The sequence below is a fragment of the Streptomyces sp. A5-4 genome (genome assembly GCF_051131715.1).
Lineage (GTDB): Bacteria > Actinomycetota > Actinomycetes > Streptomycetales > Streptomycetaceae > Streptomyces.
Genome location: NZ_CP178591.1, coordinates 1302198 through 1321487, shown reverse-complemented (window position 1 = coordinate 1321487; position 19290 = coordinate 1302198). Strand labels below are relative to the sequence as shown.

The 19290-nt window shown below is 71.4% G+C and carries 19 protein-coding genes and 1 pseudogene; 11 read left to right on the top strand and 9 right to left on the bottom strand.

Annotated elements, in window-relative coordinates:
• Positions 1-13 precede the first annotated feature (13 nt).
• The 4 genes from ACLLJJ_RS06100 (at position 14) to ACLLJJ_RS06085 (ending at position 5336) form a co-directional block, all read left to right on the top strand.
• Positions 14-826 carry a carbohydrate-binding protein gene (locus ACLLJJ_RS06100; RefSeq protein WP_434588233.1) on the top strand — a complete coding sequence of 271 codons (813 nt, stop codon included), beginning with the start codon at positions 14-16 and terminating at the stop codon, positions 824-826.
• An 88-nt stretch (positions 827-914) separates the two neighbouring features.
• Positions 915-2327, top strand: a complete 1413-nt coding sequence (locus tag ACLLJJ_RS06095) for an aldehyde dehydrogenase family protein (protein ID WP_434588232.1) — start codon at positions 915-917, stop codon at positions 2325-2327.
• 71 nt (positions 2328-2398) lie between these two features.
• Positions 2399-3478 carry a Zn-dependent alcohol dehydrogenase gene (locus ACLLJJ_RS06090; protein WP_434588231.1) on the top strand — a complete coding sequence of 360 codons (1080 nt, stop codon included), beginning with the start codon at positions 2399-2401 and terminating at the stop codon, positions 3476-3478.
• A gap of 520 nt (positions 3479-3998) precedes the next feature.
• Complete coding sequence (locus tag ACLLJJ_RS06085; RefSeq protein WP_434588230.1) at positions 3999-5336, top strand: MFS transporter; 1338 nt, start codon at positions 3999-4001, stop codon at positions 5334-5336.
• On the opposite strand, the gene ACLLJJ_RS06080 is transcribed toward ACLLJJ_RS06085, so the two are convergent.
• Together ACLLJJ_RS06080 and ACLLJJ_RS06075 are read right to left on the bottom strand one after the other, a co-directional pair.
• The gene (locus ACLLJJ_RS06080; protein ID WP_434588229.1) at positions 5290-6282 is read right to left on the bottom strand and encodes a DMT family transporter; all 993 of its coding nucleotides are present in this window, start codon (positions 6280-6282) and stop codon (positions 5290-5292) included. The genes ACLLJJ_RS06085 and ACLLJJ_RS06080 overlap by 47 nt on opposite strands.
• Before the next feature lie 32 nt (positions 6283-6314).
• Positions 6315-7031, bottom strand: coding sequence for an ArsR/SmtB family transcription factor (locus tag ACLLJJ_RS06075; RefSeq protein WP_434588228.1), 717 nt, complete (start codon positions 7029-7031; stop codon positions 6315-6317).
• 185 nt (positions 7032-7216) lie between these two features.
• On the opposite strand from ACLLJJ_RS06075, the gene ACLLJJ_RS06070 reads away from it, so the two are divergent.
• Positions 7217-7369, top strand: coding sequence for a hypothetical protein (locus ACLLJJ_RS06070; RefSeq protein ID WP_434588227.1), 153 nt, complete (start codon positions 7217-7219; stop codon positions 7367-7369).
• Positions 7370-7378: 9 nt separating this feature from the next.
• Here ACLLJJ_RS06070 and ACLLJJ_RS06065 read toward each other — a convergent pair whose 3' ends face one another.
• Positions 7379-8059, bottom strand: a complete 681-nt coding sequence (locus ACLLJJ_RS06065) for a TetR/AcrR family transcriptional regulator (RefSeq protein ID WP_434588226.1) — start codon at positions 8057-8059, stop codon at positions 7379-7381.
• Positions 8060-8135: 76 nt separating this feature from the next.
• Between ACLLJJ_RS06065 and ACLLJJ_RS06060 the strand changes: the two genes are divergently transcribed.
• The 3 genes from ACLLJJ_RS06060 to ACLLJJ_RS06050 all read left to right on the top strand — a co-directional run bounded on the left by ACLLJJ_RS06060 (position 8136) and on the right by ACLLJJ_RS06050 (position 10433).
• Positions 8136-9287, top strand: a complete 1152-nt coding sequence (locus ACLLJJ_RS06060) for an acyl-CoA dehydrogenase family protein (protein ID WP_434588225.1) — start codon at positions 8136-8138, stop codon at positions 9285-9287.
• Positions 9288-9377: 90 nt separating this feature from the next.
• Positions 9378-9668, top strand: a complete 291-nt coding sequence (locus ACLLJJ_RS06055) for a YiaA/YiaB family inner membrane protein (RefSeq protein WP_434588224.1) — start codon at positions 9378-9380, stop codon at positions 9666-9668.
• Between the two features lie 138 nt (positions 9669-9806).
• Complete coding sequence (locus tag ACLLJJ_RS06050; RefSeq protein WP_434588223.1) at positions 9807-10433, top strand: TetR family transcriptional regulator; 627 nt, start codon at positions 9807-9809, stop codon at positions 10431-10433.
• Positions 10434-10538: 105 nt separating this feature from the next.
• On the opposite strand, the gene ACLLJJ_RS06045 is transcribed toward ACLLJJ_RS06050, so the two are convergent.
• Positions 10539-11000 carry a MaoC family dehydratase gene (locus ACLLJJ_RS06045; RefSeq protein WP_434588222.1) on the bottom strand — a complete coding sequence of 154 codons (462 nt, stop codon included), beginning with the start codon at positions 10998-11000 and terminating at the stop codon, positions 10539-10541.
• 132 nt (positions 11001-11132) lie between these two features.
• On the opposite strand from ACLLJJ_RS06045, the gene soxR reads away from it, so the two are divergent.
• On the top strand, positions 11133-11630 hold the full coding sequence (gene soxR / locus ACLLJJ_RS06040; protein ID WP_434588221.1) for a redox-sensitive transcriptional activator SoxR: 498 nt from the start codon (positions 11133-11135) through the stop codon (positions 11628-11630).
• Between the two features lie 78 nt (positions 11631-11708).
• Here soxR and ACLLJJ_RS06035 read toward each other — a convergent pair whose 3' ends face one another.
• The 5 genes and pseudogenes from ACLLJJ_RS06035 to ACLLJJ_RS06015 form a co-directional block, all read right to left on the bottom strand.
• The gene (locus ACLLJJ_RS06035) at positions 11709-12776 is read right to left on the bottom strand and encodes an RNA ligase (ATP) (RefSeq protein WP_434588220.1); all 1068 of its coding nucleotides are present in this window, start codon (positions 12774-12776) and stop codon (positions 11709-11711) included.
• 54 nt (positions 12777-12830) lie between these two features.
• Positions 12831-13139 (bottom strand): annotated as a pseudogene (locus ACLLJJ_RS06030) (3-keto-5-aminohexanoate cleavage protein); the annotation flags it as partial.
• Positions 13140-13214: 75 nt separating this feature from the next.
• Positions 13215-13826, bottom strand: coding sequence for a hypothetical protein (locus ACLLJJ_RS06025; protein ID WP_434588219.1), 612 nt, complete (start codon positions 13824-13826; stop codon positions 13215-13217).
• A 146-nt stretch (positions 13827-13972) separates the two neighbouring features.
• The gene (locus tag ACLLJJ_RS06020; protein ID WP_434588218.1) at positions 13973-15286 is read right to left on the bottom strand and encodes a serine-threonine protein kinase; all 1314 of its coding nucleotides are present in this window, start codon (positions 15284-15286) and stop codon (positions 13973-13975) included.
• A gap of 114 nt (positions 15287-15400) precedes the next feature.
• A complete protein-coding gene (locus tag ACLLJJ_RS06015; protein WP_434588217.1) occupies positions 15401-16675 on the bottom strand; it encodes an exo-beta-N-acetylmuramidase NamZ family protein in 1275 nt (424 codons plus the stop codon).
• Between the two features lie 169 nt (positions 16676-16844).
• Between ACLLJJ_RS06015 and ACLLJJ_RS06010 the strand changes: the two genes are divergently transcribed.
• Both ACLLJJ_RS06010 and ACLLJJ_RS06005 read left to right on the top strand, forming a co-directional pair.
• Entirely contained in the window at positions 16845-17609 is a 765-nt protein-coding gene (locus ACLLJJ_RS06010; protein WP_434588216.1) for an SDR family oxidoreductase, read from the top strand.
• Complete coding sequence (locus tag ACLLJJ_RS06005) at positions 17606-19261, top strand: AMP-binding protein (RefSeq protein WP_434588215.1); 1656 nt, start codon at positions 17606-17608, stop codon at positions 19259-19261. Before ACLLJJ_RS06010 ends, ACLLJJ_RS06005 begins: the two co-directional genes overlap by 4 nt.
• Positions 19262-19290: the final 29 nt, after the last annotated feature.

Genomic DNA, 19290 nt, shown 5'->3' with positions numbered 1-19290 from the left:
AAGGAGCCCGTCCATGGACCGTGACAGTCGCCCGAGCCGCAAAACCATACTGAAAGCCGCCTTCGTGGCAGGTGCTTCGGTGCCGATCGCGATGGCCGGCGTACCGGCGCTGGCACAGCCCGCGCGGGACAGCGCCGGGTTACCCGTCTTCACCCCGGCCTGCGACGACGGGGACGACCCGACCCCCGCGCAGACCGAAGGGCCGTACTTCAAGCCGAACTCGCCGCGTCGTACCTCTCTCGTCGACGCGAACACCCAGGGCACCCGGCTGACCGTCTCCGGCTTCGTCTTCGGGGCGGCCTGCCGGCCGATCGCCAACGCGCTGCTGGATTTCTGGCAGGCGGACACCAACGGGGCGTACGACAACAGCGGTTACCGCTTCCGTGGGCACCAGTTCACTGACGCCCAGGGGCGATTCGCGCTGACCACCATCGTCCCGGGGCTGTATCCGGGGCGTACGCGCCACATCCATGTGAAGGTGCAGGCGCCCAGCCGCCCCGTGCTGACCACGCAGCTGTACTTCCCGGGTGAGCCGCGCAACAACACCGACACCATCTTCGATCCGGAGCTGCTGATGACGGTCCGGGCCAATGGTCCGGCGCGCGAGGCGAGCTACGACTTCGTACTGAACGTGCCGCAGGACCCGGGGCCGGGCGATCCCGGCGATCCCGGTGATCCGCCGGGCGGCTCCTGGAAGGCGGGGACGGCGTACCGGGCGGGGGACCGGGCGACCTATGGCGGACGCACGTACGCGTGCCTCCAGCCGCACTCCGCGCAGGCAGGGTGGGAGCCGCCGAACGTACCCGCTCTCTGGCGGGTGCAGTAGGCCGCCGGTCACTGCGCCTCTGGCGTCAAAAAACTATCACCGCTAGTTTGGGGCGTGGACGACTACGGCCAGCCCTGGAGGAATAGCGATGAAGGCCCATGACGCGATGTACATCGGCGGTCAGTGGCGGCCCGCAGCGGGCGGGGACACGATCGCCGTCGTGAACCCGGCCGACGAGCAGGTCATCGGCCATGTCCCGGCCGGGACCGCAGAGGACGTGGACGCTGCCGTGCGGGCCGCACGCGACGCCTTCCCGGGCTGGGCCGCGACCCCGCCAGCCGAGCGTGCGGCGCGGATAGCCGCGCTGCGCGACGCGCTGGTGGCCCGCAAGGACGAGATCGCCCTGACCGTCACCTCCGAGCTCGGCTCGCCGCTGGGCTTCTCGCAGATGGTGCACGCGGGGGTGCCGATCCTGGTCGCCGGGTCGTACGCCGAGCTGGCGGCGACGTACTCCTTCGAGGAGAAGACCGGCAACTCGACGGTGTTCATGGAACCGGTGGGTGTCGTCGGCGCGATCACGCCGTGGAACTACCCGCTGCACCAGATCGTCGCGAAGGTCGCCCCCGCGCTCGCGGCGGGCTGCACGGTGGTCCTCAAGCCCGCCGAGGACACCCCGCTGACCGCGCAGCTCTTCGCGGAGGCCGTGGACGAGGCCGGTATCCCCGCCGGGGTGTTCAACCTGGTCACCGGGCTCGGCCCGGTCGCGGGACAGGCGCTCGCCGAGCACGAGGGCGTCGACCTGGTCTCCTTCACCGGCTCCACCGCCGTCGGCAAGCAGATCGGCGCGACAGCCGGCGCCGCCGTCAAGCGGGTCGCGCTGGAGCTGGGCGGCAAGTCCGCGAACGTTGTGCTGCCCAGCGCGGACCTGGCCAAGGCCGTCAAGGTCGGCGTCGCCAACGTCATGTCCAACTCCGGCCAGACGTGCAGCGCCTGGACCCGGATGCTCGTCCACCGCGACCAGTACGACGAGGCCGTGGCGCTCGCAGCCGGGGCGGTTGCGAAGTACGTCGCGGGCGACCCGCACGACGAGAGCAGCCGTCTCGGCCCGGTCGTCAACGCCAAGCAGCACGCGCGCGTGCGGGGCTACATCGAGAAGGGCGTCGCAGAGGGCGCGCGCCTCGTCGCGGGTGGTCTGGACGCGCCGCACGAGAAGGGCTACTACGTCAGCCCCACCGTCTTCGCGGACGTCACACCCCAGATGACCATCGCCCAGGAGGAGATCTTCGGCCCGGTCCTCTCGCTCATCGCGTACGAGGACGAGGCGGACGCGCTGCGGATCGCCAACGGTACGGTCTACGGGCTCGCGGGTGCGGTCTGGGCGGCGGACGACGCGGAGGCGGTCGCTTTCGCCCGGCGCATGGACACCGGTCAGGTCGACATCAACGGGGGCCGTTTCAACCCCCTCGCGCCCTTCGGCGGCTACAAGCAGTCGGGGGTCGGCCGCGAGCTGGGGGCGCACGGGCTCTCCGAGTACCTCCAGACCAAGTCCCTCCAGTTCTGATTTTTTCGGGCCGTCCCGATCGGCCCCGATACAGCCCCGACCAGCCCTGAGACCCCACAGGAGTACGCACCATGGTTCGCGCCGCAGTACTGTCCGCCGTCGGCGCCCCGCTGACGATCACCGACATCGAACTCCCGGAGCCGGGCCCCGGCCAGGTGAGGATCCGGCTCGCCGCCGCCGGGGTCTGCCACTCCGACCTCTCCCTCACCAACGGCACCATGCGGGTGCCGGTCCCGGCCGTCCTCGGCCACGAGGGGGCGGGCACGGTCGTATCCGTCGGCGAGGGCGTCACGCATGTTGCCGCCGGCGACGGCGTGGTCCTCAACTGGGCCCCGTCGTGCGGCAACTGCCACTATTGCGGCCTCGGTGAGGTGTGGCTGTGCGCCAACGCGCTCACCGGCGCGGGGAATGTGTACGCCCGTACCGCCGACGGGACGGACCTGCATCCCGGGCTGAACGTCGCGGCGTTCGCCGAGGAGACCGTCGTCGCCGCGAACTGCGTGCTGCCGGTCCCGGACGGCATCCCGCTCACCGACGCCGCGCTGCTCGGCTGCGCGATCCTCACCGGGTACGGGGCGGTGCACCACAGTGCGCGGGTCCGTGCGGGGGAATCGGTCGTGGTCTTCGGTGTCGGCGGGGTCGGCCTCGCCGTCCTGCAGTCGGCGCGGATCGCCGGTGCGGGACGGATCATTGCCGTCGACGTGTCGGCGGCGAAGGAGGAGTTGGCGCGGGCCGCCGGGGCCACGGACTTCCTGATCGCCTCCGATACGACGGCCAAGGAGATCCGGAAGCTGACCGGCGGGCACGGGGCGGACGTCGCCATCGAGTGCGTGGGCCGGGCCGTCACCATCCGTGCGGCGTGGGACTCCACGCGGCGGGGCGGGCGGGCGACGGTCGTCGGCATCGGCGGCAAGGACCAGCAGGTCACTTTCCACGCGCTGGAGCTTTTCCACTTCGGGCGGACGCTCTCGGGGTGTGTGTACGGGGACTGCTCTCCGGAGCGGGATCTGCCGGTCATCGCGGAGCATGTCCGGGCCGGGCGGCTCGATTTGGGGAGCATGGTCACTGAGCGGATCGGGCTTGACGGGATTCCCGCTGCGTTCGACAACATGATCGCGGGCAAGGGAGGCCGGGCGCTGGTGGTGTTCTAGGGGAGCACGGGGAGTGGGGTGCGGGACGGGCGCGCCTGCGGCGGGCTTGCCCCTACCCGCCCCTTCCCGAGTACCCGCCCCTTCCCGGAAACGCGACAAGCCCCGGACGCCGGGCGCCCTACGGGCATGTCCTCAAGCACCGGACGGGCTGGATTCGCCGGGCGGTCCGGTTTGCTGTGCGCGGCTGCGGCTGGGCTCGTGCAGCAGATCTTCGGCATTGCAGTAACCCTCCGGCCCGTCCGGCGTTTGAGGACCTGGGCCCGGGGCGGAGCCACGGTTCGGGAAGGGGCGGTTCGGGGAACAGCGCCGCAGGCAACCCGCGCCCGTGCACCCGTTTCCGGCCGCCCTTGCCGCCGTGCCCGGCAACCCGCACGCCCGCGCACGCGCCCCCCACCAGCCAAAAAACTCCCCCCGCACAACCGGTTGACCTCCGTACCATCCGGTCGGTACGTTCCCCGAACATCCCGCCGCCGCCCCCCTCCGTCCCCTCCCGCCCCGCACCCACCGGAGTGTGCACCGCATGGACACGGCCGCATCCCCGCTTGTCGGAACCCCCGATTCCGCCTCAGCCGACCGCAACCGGCGCAAGGTCGCCACCGCCGCCGCTCTCGCCTCCGCCGTCGAGTGGTACGACTACTTCGTCTTCGGCATCGCCGCCGCGCTCGTCCTCGGCGATCTGTACTTCCCGTCCGGCAGTTCCTCGGCCGGTGTCCTCGCCGCGTTCGCCACCTTCGCCGTCGGCTTCCTCGCCCGGCCCGTCGGCGGCGTCATCGCCGGGCAGTTCGGCGACAAGCACGGCCGCAAGCCGATGCTGGTCATCGCGCTGACCCTGATGGGCCTCGCCACCACCGGCATCGGCCTCCTGCCGACGTACGAAACGATCGGGATCGCCGCTCCGATCCTGCTCGTCTTCCTGCGCGTGCTCCAAGGCATCGCGGTCGGCGCGCAGTGGGGCGGTGCGATGCTCATGGCCACCGAGTACGCCCCCGAGGGCAAGCGCGGCCTCTACGGCAGCCTCGTCCAGCTGGGCGTGCCCATCGGCGTGGTCACCGCCAACACCGTCTTCCTCGTCGTGGGCGCCACGACCAGCGAGAGCGCCTTCGCCTCGTGGGGCTGGCGGGTGCCGTTCTTCGTCGGCATCCTCGTGCTCGTCCTCGCCTGGTACATCCACACCCACGTCGAGGAGACCCCCGAGTTCCGCGAGGCCGAACGGGCCCTGGCCGCGCAGGAGAAGGGCGAGAGCCGCTCCCCGCTCCGGACGATCCTGCGCAAGCACCTCGGCACGGTCTTCCTGGCCGGCGGCTCCTTCGCCGTCAACACCGCGACCTTCTACATCATCATCACCGGCGTGCTCGACTACGCGACCCGCGAACTCGACATGAAGCGCAGCGCCGTACTCACCGTCTCGCTCTGCATCAGCCTCACCCAACTGGTGCTGATCCCCGCATCGGCCGCCCTCTCCGACCGCATCGGCCGCCTGCGGATCTACGCGCTGGGCGCGGCGGGCCTGGGGCTGTGGGCGATCCCGATGTTCCTGCTGATCGACACGAAGTCGCTGCTCTGGCTGGCCGTGGGCACCTTCGTGACCAGCTGCTTCCTGAGCATCATGTACGGCCCCCAAGCGGCCCTGTTCGCGGAGCTGTTCACCGCCGAGATGCGCTACACGGGAGCCTCGCTCGGCTACCAGATCGCCGCGGTCTTCGGCGGCGGCCTCGCCCCGTTCATGATGGTCCTGCTGCTGGAAACGACCGGTACGTCCATGGCGGTCTCGGCCTACATCATCGGTCTGGCCGTGATCGCGCTGCTCTCGATCAGGATTCTCGCGAAGCGCGCGGCTGCTCGGGAGCCGCAACCATAAGGTCCGCGGCGTCCGCCCCGGTGGCCACCACCCGGGTGGACGCCCGCTTCCCGGCCCGCGAGCGCGAAACCGCCACGCCCGCCAGGCAGACCACACCGCCCAGCAGCGTCAGCCACCCCGGCACCTCGTCGAGCAGCAGCCAGGACATCAGCACCACCAGCGCCGGCACCGCGTACGTCGTCGAGCCCATCCTGCCCGCCGTCGTCCTGGCCAGGGCGTACGCCCAGGTCGTGAACGCGATCGCGGTCGGGAAGACACCCAGGTAGACCATGTTGAGCGTCGCCGACATCGGCGCCCGCGCGACGTCATGGAACAGCTGCCCCGCGAACGGCAGGCAGCCGACCATCCCCACCAGGCAGCCGTACGTCGTGACTTGCAGCGGGCTCGCATGCGCCAGCGTGGGCTTCTGCGCGACGACGCCGCACGCGTAGGTCACCGCGGCAACCAGGCAGAGCACCACACCCAGCACCGAAGTGCTGCCGCCGCCCGACATCGACAGGCCGACGACCGCCGCCCCCACGAAGGACACCGCCATCCCGGCCAGCAGCCGTCGCGGCAGGCCCTCGCCGAGCATGCGGCCCGCGAGCAGGGCCATCAGGATCGGCGCGACATTGACCACGAGAGACGCGGTGCCCGCGTCGACCAACTGCTCGCCCCAGTTGAGGAGCACCGCGTAGCCGCCGAACCACAGCAGCCCGGACACCGCGATCCCGCGCCACGCGGCCCGCGGGGGAAGGCCTTCACGACGTATCAGCAGGATCGCGACGAGCACCAGCGATCCGGTGACCAGCCGGCCCAGGGCGAGCGCGCCGGGCGCGTACGCCTCACCCGCGCTCCGGATCGAGACGAAGGCCGAGGCCCACAGCACGACGGTGACCCCGGCGGCGGCGAGGGCGAGAGGTTCGGCGCGACCTGAGGGGGGCCCGGAGAGGGGCGAAGTAGGCATGCGGCGATACTAAGCCCTCGACACTTCGGTTGTCACCGAAGTATGCCCGACTCGATATCGAGCAGCTCCCCGAGAGCGCGCTCCCCGGCCGGGGTCACCCGCACCGCCCGCTCGGTCCCGATCCGTTCGCACCACTCGGCTTCCAGCGCATGTCGGCACAGCGCCGCCCCGGCGACGCCCGCCAGATGCCGCTTGCGCTCGGTCCAGTCCAGGCAGGAGCTGACCAGCGGGCGTCGGCCCTTGCCCTCCAGGGGGATACCGGTCTCCCGGAACCAGTGGGCCCCGTCGTCGGTGAGCGTGAATCCAGTGTCCAGGATCAGCAGCCCGCGCCGCTCCATGGCCTCCGTGATGACGATGCCCAGACGGCCGGCGAGATGGTCGTAACAGGTCCGCCCCCGGGCCATGGCGCTGCTCGCGCTCGCCGCGCGCAAGGTGTGCGGGTTGTCGCGGCCGGGGATGGCGTGGGCGGCGAGGGACTCGACGAGCTGCGCGGTCGACGCGTCGGCCAGCCGGACGTACCGGTGCCGGCCCTGCCGTTCCTCGGTGAGCAGCCGGGCCGTGACCAGCTTGCCGAGGTGCTCGCTGGCCGTGGAGGCGGCGACGCCCGCCTGCCGGGCCAGCTCGCTGGCCGTCCAGGCGCGTCCGTCGAGCAGGGACAGGCAGAAGACGGCCCGGGTCTCGTCGGCGAGGAGTGCCGCGAAGGCGGCGAGCCGGGCGCCGGGGGTGCCGGCCGAGTCGGTGGGAGGCATGCCTCCAGGGTGCCTCATGGATGGTTCGGGGCGCACCGAACTGTTGCGGATGTGGCGGTGGGGACGCCCGACTGTTGGGGCGGGAACAGGTGGACGTAGCTGCTGACGAGCATGCCGCGCAGGGTCGCCTCGTGGGCGGCGGCCCGGAAGAGATTGTTCGGGCCGGGGGCCGGTTCGGTGGCGTCATGGCCGAGCAGAAGACCGCCCCGGCCTCGGTCGCCGCCCAGTCGCTGGACGCGCTGGAGGAGGACCTCCCGGAGATCCTGGCCGACGGCATCACCCGCCAGGTCAGGCTCTCCCTGTCCGGCCCGCCCGCCGCCGTCGCCGTGACGGTCTGAGGCGGGAAGCTAGGCCTGGCCGCCCGCCCCCCGCTGCTGGGTCCTGCCGTTCGGCGCGAGCTGCTCGTACTGCAGGGCAAGGCCGTCGACGAGCGCCCGCAGGCCCGTCTCGAACGCGCCCTCGTCGACCTTCTGCCGGTGCTCGGCCAGCAGGTGGGCCTGGCCGAGATGCGGGTAGTCGGCCGGGTCGTACGCGCTCTCGTCGTCCACGAAGCCCTGCGCGAAGGAGCCCAGCGCCGAGCCGGTGATGAAGTACCGCATCAACGCCCCGATGTGCGTCGCCTGGGCCGGCGGCCAGCCCGCCCTGACCATCGCGCCGAACACCGCGTCGGCGACCCGCAGGCCCGCCGGGCGGCGACCGGGGCCGTGCGCCAGGACCGGGACGATGTTGGGGTGTTCGGTGAGGGCGGCCCGGTAGGAGACGGCCCAGTCGTGCAGCGCGGTGCGCCAGTCGCGGTTGTCCCCGGTGTCGAACATCGACAGGTCGACCTGGACGCTGACCGCGTCGGCGACCGCGTCAAGGATCTCGTCCTTGTTGCGGAAGTGGTTGTAGAGGGAGGGGCCGCTGACCCCCAGCTCGGCGGCGAGCCGTCGCGTGGAGACCGCCGCGAGCCCCTCGCCGTCCACGAGAGCGCCCGCCGCCTCGACGATGCGGTCACGGCTCAGCAGGGGCTTGCGTGGTCGGGCCATGCGGCTCATAGTAGGCGTGCCAGCAAGAAACTAGCAGTGCTAATTAAAGCACCGCTGATCACAGTGGGGTGCCCGGATGAATCTGGAGCTCAGCGAGGAGCAGACCGCCGTGCGGCAGCTCACCAGGGACTTCGTGAGCCGCGAGGTCACCCCGTACGTCGTCGAGTGGGACCGGGCCGAGTCGGTGGACCGCGGCCTCGTGAAGAAGCTCGGCGCTCTCGGCTTCCTGGGCCTGACGATCCCCGAGGAATACGGCGGCTCCGGCGGCGACCACCTCGCGTACTGCCTGGTCACCGAGGAGCTCGGCCGCGGCGACTCCTCGGTGCGCGGCATCGTGTCCGTGTCGCTCGGTCTCGTCGCCAAGACCATCGCCCACTGGGGGACCGAGGAGCAGAAGCGGCAGTGGCTGCCCGGCCTCACCTCCGGCGACCTGGTCGGCTGCTTCGGCCTCACCGAGCCGGGCACCGGGTCCGACGCGGGCAACCTCACCACCCGCGCCGTACGGGACGGCGACGACTACGTGATCAACGGCTCCAAGATGTTCATCACCAACGGCACCTGGGCCGATGTGGTGCTGCTCTTCGCCCGCTCCACCGACGCGCCCGGCCACCGGGGCGTCACCGCCTTCCTGGTGCCCACCGACACCCCCGGCCTCACCCGCCGCGAGATCCACGGCAAGCTCGGCCTGCGCGGCCAGGCCACCGCGGAACTGTTCCTGGAGGATGTGCGCGTCCCCGCCTCCGCGATGCTGGCGCCCGAGGGCAAGGGCTTCTCCGTCGCCATGTCGGCCCTCGCCAAGGGGCGGATGTCGGTCGCGGCGGGCTGCGTCGGGATAGCCCAGGCCGCGCTCGACGCGGCGGTGAGGTACGCCACCGAGCGCGACCAGTTCGGCAAGACGATCGCCCACCACCAGCTCGTCCAGGAACTGCTCACCGACATCGCGGTGGACGTGGACGCGGCCCGGCTGCTGACCTGGCGCGTCGCCGATCTGATCGACCGCGGCCGGCCGTTCGTCACCGAGGCGTCCACGGCCAAGCTCTTCGCCTCCGAGGCCGCCGTACGCGCCGCGAACAACGCGCTCCAGGTCTTCGGCGGCTACGGCTACATCGACGAGTACCCGGCGGGCAAACTGCTGCGCGACGCCCGCGTGATGACGCTCTACGAAGGCACCAGTCAGATCCAGAAGCTCGTCATCGGCCGTGCGCTGACCGGGGTTTCGGCCTTCTGACGCTCGGCCGTCCGGCTTCTGAGTACCGGGGCGCCCGACCTGAGTACGGCAGCGGATGTGGCGGGCGCCACGCCGGACGATGCTGTGGTCATGAGCGAGACACAGGTCAAGCAGCAGAACAACACAGCGGCGTACTACGGACAGGCGGTCGCCGCCTTCGCGGTCGCCCTGGGCGCGGTGACCCTCGGTATCCTCAAGATGGAGGCCGACGCCTGGGTGCGTGCCTTCCTCGGCATCGGCGTCCTGTACCTCGTCACCTCCGCCTTCACGCTCGCCAAGGTGATCAGGGACCGGCAGGAGGCCGGGCAGATCGTGAGCCGCGTCGACCAGGCCCGGCTGGAGAAGCTGCTCGCCGAGCACGACCCGTTCCAGAAGCTCTGAAGCCCGAACCCCCGAACCCCCGAACCCCCGAAGCTCTGAAGCCGCGGATGTCCGAGCTCCGAATGCCTAAGCGCTTGCTCACCTTCGGGGTATGGTGTTCGTCCTGGTCGGACGGGCCGACCGGGCGGAAGGGGCGCGATGAGTACGGCGGAGGAGCCGGCCGGTGGTGAGGACAAGCCCTGGGGCGAGGTGACCCCCGAAGCGGCCAGGAGACTGCTGGTCGCCGCCGTCGACGCGTTCGCCGAGCGCGGCTATCACGCGACCACGACCCGCGACATCGCAGGCCGCGCCGGGATGAGCCCCGCGGCGCTCTACATCCACTACAAGACCAAGGAAGAGCTGCTCCACCGGATCAGCAGGATCGGGCACGACAGGGCCCTGGAGATCCTCCGGGCGGCGGCGGACGGCGAGGGCACGGCCGCGGAGCGGCTCGCCGACGCGGTACGTTCCTTCGTCCGCTGGCACGCCGAGCGGCACACCACGGCGCGCGTGGTCCAGTACGAGCTGGACGCGCTCGGTGTCGAGCACCGCGTCGAGATCGTCGAGCTGCGCCGCAGGAGCGACGCCGCCGTGCGCGAGATCATCAACGACGGCGTGCGGGCGGGGGAGTTCGACGTCCCGGACGTCCCCGGCACCGCCCTCGCCGTGCTGTCGCTCTGCATCGACGTGGCGCGCTGGTTCAACACGCAGGGGCGCCGGACGCCCGACGAGGTCGGTGCGCTCTACGCCGATCTGGTCCTGCGGATGGTCACTGCTCAGAAGTAGCGGTCCCGCGCACCGTCACCGCCCGGAAGCGGCGGCGGGCGCCGCTCGGGACGACCGCTCGGCGGCGGTCGCCCCGGGGGGCCTTGGGAGTCGCCCGGAACCGGTTCAGAAGTAGTAGCGGGACACGGACTCGGCCACGCAGGCCGGCTTCTCGGCGCCCTCGCGCTCCACCGTGACGACGGCCGTCACCTGTACGCCGCCACCCGCGTCCGTGACCTCCCTGAGGACCGCGGTCGCGCGCAGCCGTGAGCCGACCGGCACGGGGGACGGGAAGCGCACCTTGTTGGTGCCGTAGTTGATGCCCATCTTCATGCCCTCGACCCGCATGATCTGCGGGACCAGCGCGGGCAGCAGGGAGAGCGTCAGATAGCCGTGCGCGATCGTCGCTCCGAACGGGCCCGCGGCGGCCTTCTCGGGGTCGACATGGATCCACTGGTGGTCACCGGTCGCGTCGGCGAACAGGTCGATCCGCTTCTGGTCCACCTCCAGCCATGCGCTGTGCCCCAGTTGCTCGCCGACCCCGGCGCGCAACTCCTCGGCGGAAGTGAAGATCCTCGGCTCTGCCATGTCCCTGGCCCCTGCCTCTCCAGCACGGTTACGTTCCAACAGCATCTCTGGTCCAGCAGCCTGTCTAAGCGCTTGCTCAGCATCGTCGGGCGCATGTGTTCCTGTCAACGGACTCCCAGTAGGGTTCACTGAGTGCCGCAGATTCCAGAGAAGATCCATGAGCTCACGGTCGGCCAGCTGTCCGCGCGAAGCGGCGCCGCCGTTTCCGCCCTGCACTTCTACGAGTCCAAGGGCCTGATCAGCAGCCGCAGGACCAGCGGCAACCAACGCCGCTACGGCCGTGACGCACTGCGCCGCGTCGCCTTCGTGCGGGCCGCCCAGCGGGTCGGTATTCCGCTCGCCACGATCAGGGACGCGCTGACCGAGCTTCCCGAGGAGCGGACGCCGAACCACGAGGACTGGGCCCGGCTCTCCGAGGTGTGGCGCTCCGAGCTGGACGAGCGGATCAAGCAGCTGGGCCGGCTCCGCGACCACCTCAGCGACTGCATCGGCTGTGGCTGCCTGTCGCTGGAGACCTGCGTCCTGTCCAACCCGGACGACGTCTTCGGCGACCGCATGACCGGCTCCCTGCTGCTCCCCGGCCGCAAGGCCGCGAGGGAGAGCCGGGACCAGGGGTCGTCCGGCAGCTGATCGCCGGACCGGCGACGGGAGGGCCCGGCGACCGCCGGACCAGCCCCCGCCGGCCACTCGCCTGGCCCCGCCCCGCGGTCACTCGTACTCGGTGCCGCCCTTGCGGGTCAGGTAGGCCGGGCTGACCGCCTTCGCGATCGCCCGGCCGCCCAGCACCTGGCTGTGGCGCCCGCCGGCCGCGCGGATCACCACGCCCTCGCGCAGATGCAGCTCGCGCCCCGAGACGGTCTCCCGGCCCGAAGCCAGCTCCAGCACCTGGTCGACGGCGTACGGACCCTCGTACAGCCGGGGTACCAGCGGCAGTTCGCCCGTCAGCAGCTTGGCCGCGTCCAGCCACGCGACCTGCCCGTCCACCTCGGCCGACACGTCGAAGACGGCGTAACCCAGAGCCTGGCCGCGGCCGTCGGCGCCGTACGCCAGGTCCTGCACGCCCGCTCCGTACACCTCGCCGAAGATGCCGACCCGGGTCGCGCCCAGCTTCTCGGCGAGGCGCGCGGCGACGGCCGCGACATCGTGGCCGTGGATCGCCCGCCAGTACAGATTGCGCGGATCCTCCTTCAGCGCGAGCCTCTTGGAGCCGAAGCCCTTCGACGACACCTGCACCTGCCCGTCCGCCGCGTGATACGTCAGCAGGCAGGCCGAGCCGTGCAGCTTCTCGGTGAGGACGACGGGCTCGCCGGGCTCGAAGATCTCCGGGTAGCGCTGGATGTTCTCGATGTCGCACCAGGGCAGCAGATCAGGGGCCTGCTCCACATCGCCGCTCATCGTGGGCGGGATCGGCGGAACCCACTTGGAGACGCCGAGGATCTCGGCGAGGTCGGTGCCCTCGGCGGCGGCCCGCACCAGGTCGAGGTCCGCGAGCGCCCGTGGCCGGCACACGATGCCCTGCGACAGCTCACCGCGCAGTCGCACCGCCCGGACCCGGTCGGAGTCCTTGCCGGCCAGTCGGCCGGTGAGCCCCAGCTCCTCGACCAACGCGGCGGGCAGCACGGACTGTTCGGGGATGTAGACGGCGGCGTCACCACTGCGGTACGTGCCCTTGGCGACGACGGCGCGGTAGAGCCCCACCTGGGCGAGCTCCAGCGCGTCGGCGTTCGGATGGTCATGAATGGTCAGCAGCTCGGCAGTGACACGCAGCGTCGACATTCGGCGCCCCCTCTGTTGCGGATTTCCGTCCCCACTGTGAAGGGGCGGCCCGCCTCACGGCCAGCGAATATCGACCACCGCGCGCACCAACTCGGCGTTGGAGGAAGCGGGTCGGCAGTCCGGAAGCCGCAGCGTGTCCTCAAGGCCGGCCCTGGTCGCCAGGCCCAGCCGACGGGCGAGCCGCAGCACCGGCCAGGCCGAGCCATCCTCGCCGTGCAGCAGCACCGGCCTGCCGCGCGCGTCGCGCAGGGCGGACAGCAGTGCGCGGGCGGAGTCCTGGGCCGTCCCGGGCTCCGGGTCCGTCACCTCGGCCGGCACGCGCAGCACTCGGGGCGCCAGCGGCGAGGCGAGGAAACGCTCCGCGCGATTCGGGTCGCGGTGCCGGCCTCGGTCCCGGTCGGGGTGACCACGGGCGCGTGGCGCCGCGCCCCCGTGCCTTTACGCCACCGACGCCAAGTCCTTGCGCCGTACCCTCTTGGACTCCGCCAGGGCCGCGGAGGTCAGAACCGGCCTGGGCACCAGGATGCCGCAGCCCGCGCAGACGGGCCCGAACCAGGGTTCATGGTCGAGATCCTGCGTCCAGACGATCCGGCTCTCCGTGCACGCCGGGCACCGCGCGCCGGGGTCGGCCTCCAGGGCGGAGATCAGCCGTCGCAGTACGTCGCCGAGCGGCGCCGTCGGATGGACCGCGGGATCGGGGCACAGGGCCGTACCGCACCCTCCCCAGGTGCGCCGGTGCCAGTCGTCGAACGAGCCCGGCTGCCGCAGCCCGTCGTGCTTCTCGCGCTTGCGGCGCTCCGCGAACTCCTCCTCGTAGCCGAGCCAGACGGTCCGTGCTTCCTCCAATTCGTCGAGCGCGGCCACCAGCCGCACCGGATCGGGCGCCCTGTCCTCCGGCTCCATGCTGTGCCGTGAGCACAGGTGGTCCCACGTCGCTCGGTGACCGTAAGGGGCAAATCGTTCCAGGCATTTGCGCAGCGAATATCGCCGCAGGGCAAGATCGCACCGCGGGTCGCGCACCTGTCTCGCAAGACTCCGGAAACCGGCCATCGCACTGCCACCTCCGTCGCTGGTACTTCGGCGTCATGGAATGGACGTACGGGTGCCCGATCTGGCTCCATCGAAAAACAAATGGGCCTCATAAGCGGTATTTCGTCTACATCGTGAGACGCGTGCACGACGCCCGGCCCCGGCGATCAGCGGCCCACGCGCCCCGCGGCCAGTACCATCCGCGCCAGCTCGGCGTGACAGACGTCGTTGTGTGCCCCCGCCGGCGGGCCGCCGCGCCGCACCAGCGCGGACGCGTCGACATTCACGCACCCCCGGTCCGGCATGCCTCCGCGCAGGGCCTGCGCCACCGTGAGCGTGGGGGTGCCCGTCACCGCCTGCACCCCGTCGTAACCGATCGCACCCCACTTGTCGTGCGACGCGATCAGCCCCGCCGCGTCCCCGGCGAGCCGCGACGCCAGCGGATAGATCACCCCGAGCGCCGTGTCGTGGTGCGAGTAGCAGGCGACCAGCGGCCCGTCGATCCGCCGCTGGGCGTCGCTCAGCGCGCCGCCGCCGCGTACCGAGTGCGGCAGGCGACCGGCGAACGCGTAGTGCGAGAAGGCGCCTTGGAGCAGCGTCACGGACTTCACGTTCCGCGCGCCCTCGGGCAGGCCGCGCAGCGCGAACGACACCAGCCGGGCGCCCTGGCTGTGACCGACCAGATGCACCCGCATCGAGGGCGAGGACCGCGCCAGTTCGCCGAGCAGTGGCCCGAGCCCCAGCCGGCCGACCGCCCCCGACCGCCGCTTCATCGCGTAGTAGGTCGCCTGGCGCAGCAGCTCCTTCGCCCCGTTCCAGGCCTTCTTCAGGCCGCCGCCCAGTGAGATGCCGGGCGCCGGCCCCTCGGCCATCTCCGCGCCCGCCTCCTCCAGCGCGTCGGTGAACCCGACGCAGACCGTGAGCGTGTCCTCGTACAGCATCACCGGATCGCTCTGCGGGTGATCCTCCGATTCCAGGTCCGAGCCGAACAGCACGGCGAGCCGGTCCTGCGGCTCCTCCACCAACTGGCGTATCAGCATGCCGAATTCGTCGAACGCCGTCCGCTCCGCCGGGCACTCGTCGAGCAGCCCGGCCAGCCGCGCCACGAGCCGCTCACGGCCCGGGAAGGCCTGGACCAGCGCCCGCAGCGTCGCGTCGTCGAGGCCGGGAGTGACCCGCGGGGTCACCGCGCCGCGCGGCTCGAAGTCCGGAATCGGCTCGTCGGCGAACCTGATCGACGGCCACATGATCCCCGCGTAGCCGAGCCGGACGCCCGGCTCGTCGGCGACCAGACCGGGGAAGGGGGAGAAAAAGCGGTCGTACAGCCGGTTGGCCGTCCCGCGGTCGTTGTTCCAGCCGTGCGCGAACATCACCAGGTCGGTGACGTCGAGTTCGGCGAGACGCGCGCGTTGTCGTACATCGATGTCGCCGTCGGCGTCGAACGTCACTTCCCGGTACGGCTCCACACCCACATCCACCATGACCCATCCCTCCGGTCCACGCGGGCACGCTGGGAAGTTCAGCATCCCGCCGGATCGGAGGATGGGCCATACGCGCGGCAGGGCCGGCCCGAGCCGGTGTCAGGCCCGGCGCCGTCACCGGTAGAGCAGATACTCCCGGCGTACTGCCCTGAACGCGGCGAGGTCGCTCCGCCAGGCCCCGACCACCTCGTCCGTCCCCGCGCCCGCGTCGATCATCGTGCGGACCCGGGTGTTGCCCGTCAGCTTGTCGATCCAGTTGTCGGGGCGCCAGGCGAAGCCGCTCCAGCTCTTCTTCGCCGTCACCAGCAGGCCGATGCCGGTGCGCACCGGGTCGAACGCCTGGCGGTCGTGCACATGCAGCTGGACGCCGCCTACCGTCTTGCCCTGGAACTTCGAGAACGTCGGCGCGAAGTACGCCTCGCGGAAGTGCACGCCCCTGAGCCCCGCCGCGTTCGCCGCCTCGGCCCAGCGGCGGTCGACGCCCTCGGCGCCCAGCAGCTCGAAGGGCCGGGTGGTGCCCCGCCCCTCCGACAGGTTCGTGCCCTCGAAGAGACACGTGCCGGAGTACACCAGGGCGGTCTCCGGCGTCGGCATGTTGGGGCTCGGCGGTACCCAGGGCAGGCCCGTCTCGTCGAAGAAGTCCGAGCGCCGCCACCCCGACATCTTCACCGTCTCCAGTGGCACCGGGGTCGTCAGGAACTCGCCGTTGAACAGCCGCGCCAGCTCGGTCACGGTCATGCCGTGCGCCTGCGCGATCGGCTCACGCCCCACGAACGTCGCGAACGCCCTGTCGAGCACCGGTCCCAGCGCGGCCCGCCCCGTCACCGGGTTCGGCCGGTCGAGCACCACGAAGCGCTTGCCCGCCAGCGAGGCGGCCACCATGCAGTCGTAGAGCGTCCAGATGTACGTGTAGAAGCGGGCCCCGGCGTCCTGGATGTCGAAGACGACGGTGTCCACGCCGGACGCCGTGAAGACGTCCGCGAGGGGTCTGCCGCTCTTCAGATACGTGTCGTAGACGGGCAGCCCGGTCGCCGGATCGTCGTAGCGCCCCTCGGACCCGCCCGCCTGGGCGGTGCCGCGAAAGCCGTGCTCGGGTCCGAAGACAGCGGTCAGGTCGACCCGGTCGTCGGCGTGCATCACATCCACGATGTGACGCACGTCGGAGGTGATGCCCGTCGGGTTGGTGACGACGCCGACCCGCTGTCCGTCGAGGACGTCGTACCCGTTGGCGGCCAGCCGGTCGAAGCCGGTACGCACCCGCCCGCGCCCGCCGGCGTGCCCACCGCCCTGCTCGTCCACGGCGGCGGCGCCCTTGGTGGTGGCGGCGAACGCCCCCACCGCTCCCGCGGCTCCCGTCACGGCCAGCAGTCCCCGTCTGGACAGGCTCATCCCACTACCTCCGGTATCGGCACTGTCTGTCATGGCCACGCACGCTAGCGTGTGGACAGGCCGCGGGGAACGCACCGCACACGGCGGTTCACGGCCCCCGACTCCTTTCGCCACGACATACCGACTGGTTAGTCTGTTGAGGTTGTCAGCATCGAGAGGCGGGTCGCACGTGAGTACGTTCCAGGGCGCCAGTGTTGTGGTCACGGGAGCGGGAGGCGGCATCGGAGCCGCCCTCGCCCGCAGATTCGTGGCGGAGGGCGCACGGGTCGTCGTCAATGACCTCGACGCGCAGAAGATCAAGGCCGTCGCCGACGAGACCGGCGCGATCGCCGTCGCCGGTGACGCCTCCACGATCGTCGACGAGGCCCGCGACGCACTCGGCGGCACCATCGACGTCTACTGCGCCAACGCGGGCCTCGCCTCGCCGGGCGACGCCTTCGCCGACGAAGAGGTCTGGGCCGCCGCCTGGGACGTCAACGTGATGGCCCACGTCAGGGCGTCCCGCGCGCTGCTGCCCGACTGGCTGGAGCGCGGCAGTGGCCGCTTCGTCTCCACCGTCTCCGCCGCGGGGCTGCTCACTATGGTCGGCGCCGCGCCGTACAGCGTCAGCAAGCACGGCGCGCTCGCGTACGCCGAGTGGCTGTCGCTGACCTACCGCCACCGCGGGGTCAAGGTGCACGCCATCTGCCCGCAGGGTGTACGCACCGACATGCTGACCGCGGCGGGCTCGGCCGGTGAACTGGTGCTGGCGCCGACCGCCATCGAGCCGCAGGACGTCGCGGACGCGCTCTTCGACGGGATGGCCGCCGACCGGTTCCTGATCCTGCCGCATCCCGAGGTCGCCGGGTACTACCGGGCGCGCGCCGAGAACCCGGACCGCTGGCTCTCCGGCATGAACCACCTCCAGCAGAAGTGGGAAGGGGCCGCCGGATGAGCGCGTCGATCTATGCGGCCAAGCCGTGGCTCGCGCAGCTCAGCGAGGCCCAACGGGCACCCGTGCGGCCCGCGCCGAGCGTGCTGCACGCTTTTCGTGCCGCGGTGGCCCGCGCTCCCGAGCACCCGGCCCTCACCTACTTCGACGGCCGGCTGTCCTACCGGGAGATCGACGCACTGTCCGACTCCGTCGCGGGTCATCTGGCGGCGAAGGGGCTGCGGCGCGGCGACCGGGTCGCCGTCATGCTGCAGAACACCCCGCACTTCGTGATCGCGCTGCTCGGCGCCTGGAAGGCCGGCGCCACCGTCGTCCCGGTCAACCCCATGTACAAGTCGGCCGAGGTGGCCCACGTGCTGGCGGACGCCGAGGTGAGCGCACTGGTCTGCACGGACCGCGCTTGGGCGGCGTACCTGCGCGACACCGTCGCGGACTCTCCGGTCCACACCGCGCTCACCGCCTGCGAACTGGACTTCCAGACCAGGAACGACGAGCGCGTCCTCACCTTCGAGCGGCAGCCGCAGGCCGAGGACGCCGAGGACCTGGTGGCCGTCGCCCGCCAGGGCCTGCGAGCCCCGCAGGACCGCGAGTTGAGCTCCACCGACGTGGCACTGATCAGCTACACCTCGGGCACCAGCGGCGCCCCCAAGGGCGCCATGAACGCCCACGGCAACATCATGGTCAACGCCGAGCGGCAGCGGGCCGGCCACCCGATCGAGGAAGGGGCGCGCTACTTCGCGCTCGCGCCCCTCTTCCACATCACCGGCATGGTCTGCGAACTGGCCGTGTGCATCGCCAACGCGGGCACCCTCGTCCTGGCCTACCGCTTTCACCCGGGCGTCGTGCTCGACGCCTTCACCGAGCACCGCCCGGCGTACACGGTCGGCCCCTCCACCGCCTTCATGGCGCTGAGCGCCACCCCCGGCGTCTCCCGGGACCACTTCGCGTCCTTCCAGGTGATCTCCTCGGGCGGCGCCCCGGTGCCGCCCGCCCTGGTGGAGAAGTTCCGGGCGGGCTTCGGCCCGTACATCCGCAACGGCTACGGACTCACCGAGTGCACCGCGCCCTGCGCCTCGGTGCCGCCCGAGAAGGAGGCCCCCGTCGACCCGGTGTCCGGGACGCTCTCGGTGGGCGTGCCCGGCCCCGACACGGTCGTTCGGATCGTGGACGAGAAGGGCGACGAGGTGCCGTTCGGCGAGCAGGGCGAAATCCTGGTGCGTGGCCCGCAGGTCGTCTCCGGCTACTGGCGCCGCCCGGAAGCCACCGCCGAGGCTTTCCCGGACGGCGAACTGCGCACCGGGGACATCGGCTTCATGGACGCGGACGGCTGGCTCTACGTCGTCGACCGCAAGAAGGACATGATCAACGCGTCCGGCTTCAAGGTCTGGCCACGCGAGGTCGAGGACGTGCTCTACACCCACCCGGCGGTGCGCGAGGCGGCCGTCGTCGGCATCCCGGACGCGTACCGCGGGGAGAGCGTCAAGGCGTACGTCAGCCTGCGCCCCGGCGACGGCGCCACGCCGGAGGAGATCTCCGCGTACTGCGCGGAACGGCTGGCCGCGTACAAGTACCCGCGCCAAGTGGAGATCCTGCCCGAGCTTCCCAAGACGGCGAGTGGGAAGATCCTCAGGCGGGAACTGCGTTCCCGTCCCTGAACACGGAACCTTCGACGAAAGGCAGGTGG

Excerpts from the sequence above, each read along its gene's own strand:
- ACLLJJ_RS06065 (WP_434588226.1), bottom strand. The coding sequence starts at position 8,059 with ATGGCCCGACCACGCAAGCCCCTGCTGAGCCGTGACCGCATCGTCGAG.
- ACLLJJ_RS06100 (WP_434588233.1), top strand. The coding sequence starts at position 14 with ATGGACCGTGACAGTCGCCCGAGCCGCAAAACCATACTGAAAGCCGCC.
- ACLLJJ_RS06025 (WP_434588219.1), bottom strand. The coding sequence starts at position 13,826 with ATGGCCGGTTTCCGGAGTCTTGCGAGACAGGTGCGCGACCCGCGGTGC.
- ACLLJJ_RS06085 (WP_434588230.1), top strand. The coding sequence starts at position 3,999 with ATGGACACGGCCGCATCCCCGCTTGTCGGAACCCCCGATTCCGCCTCA.
- ACLLJJ_RS06090 (WP_434588231.1), top strand. The coding sequence starts at position 2,399 with ATGGTTCGCGCCGCAGTACTGTCCGCCGTCGGCGCCCCGCTGACGATC.
- ACLLJJ_RS06080 (WP_434588229.1), bottom strand. The coding sequence starts at position 6,282 with ATGCCTACTTCGCCCCTCTCCGGGCCCCCCTCAGGTCGCGCCGAACCT.
- ACLLJJ_RS06005 (WP_434588215.1), top strand. The coding sequence starts at position 17,606 with ATGAGCGCGTCGATCTATGCGGCCAAGCCGTGGCTCGCGCAGCTCAGC.
- ACLLJJ_RS06015 (WP_434588217.1), bottom strand. The coding sequence starts at position 16,675 with ATGAGCCTGTCCAGACGGGGACTGCTGGCCGTGACGGGAGCCGCGGGA.
- ACLLJJ_RS06070 (WP_434588227.1), top strand. The coding sequence starts at position 7,217 with ATGGCCGAGCAGAAGACCGCCCCGGCCTCGGTCGCCGCCCAGTCGCTG.
- ACLLJJ_RS06050 (WP_434588223.1), top strand. The coding sequence starts at position 9,807 with ATGAGTACGGCGGAGGAGCCGGCCGGTGGTGAGGACAAGCCCTGGGGC.
- ACLLJJ_RS06035 (WP_434588220.1), bottom strand. The coding sequence starts at position 12,776 with ATGTCGACGCTGCGTGTCACTGCCGAGCTGCTGACCATTCATGACCAT.
- ACLLJJ_RS06060 (WP_434588225.1), top strand. The coding sequence starts at position 8,136 with ATGAATCTGGAGCTCAGCGAGGAGCAGACCGCCGTGCGGCAGCTCACC.
- ACLLJJ_RS06020 (WP_434588218.1), bottom strand. The coding sequence starts at position 15,286 with ATGGTGGATGTGGGTGTGGAGCCGTACCGGGAAGTGACGTTCGACGCC.
- ACLLJJ_RS06055 (WP_434588224.1), top strand. The coding sequence starts at position 9,378 with ATGAGCGAGACACAGGTCAAGCAGCAGAACAACACAGCGGCGTACTAC.
- ACLLJJ_RS06045 (WP_434588222.1), bottom strand. The coding sequence starts at position 11,000 with ATGGCAGAGCCGAGGATCTTCACTTCCGCCGAGGAGTTGCGCGCCGGG.
- ACLLJJ_RS06075 (WP_434588228.1), bottom strand. The coding sequence starts at position 7,031 with ATGCCTCCCACCGACTCGGCCGGCACCCCCGGCGCCCGGCTCGCCGCC.
- ACLLJJ_RS06095 (WP_434588232.1), top strand. The coding sequence starts at position 915 with ATGAAGGCCCATGACGCGATGTACATCGGCGGTCAGTGGCGGCCCGCA.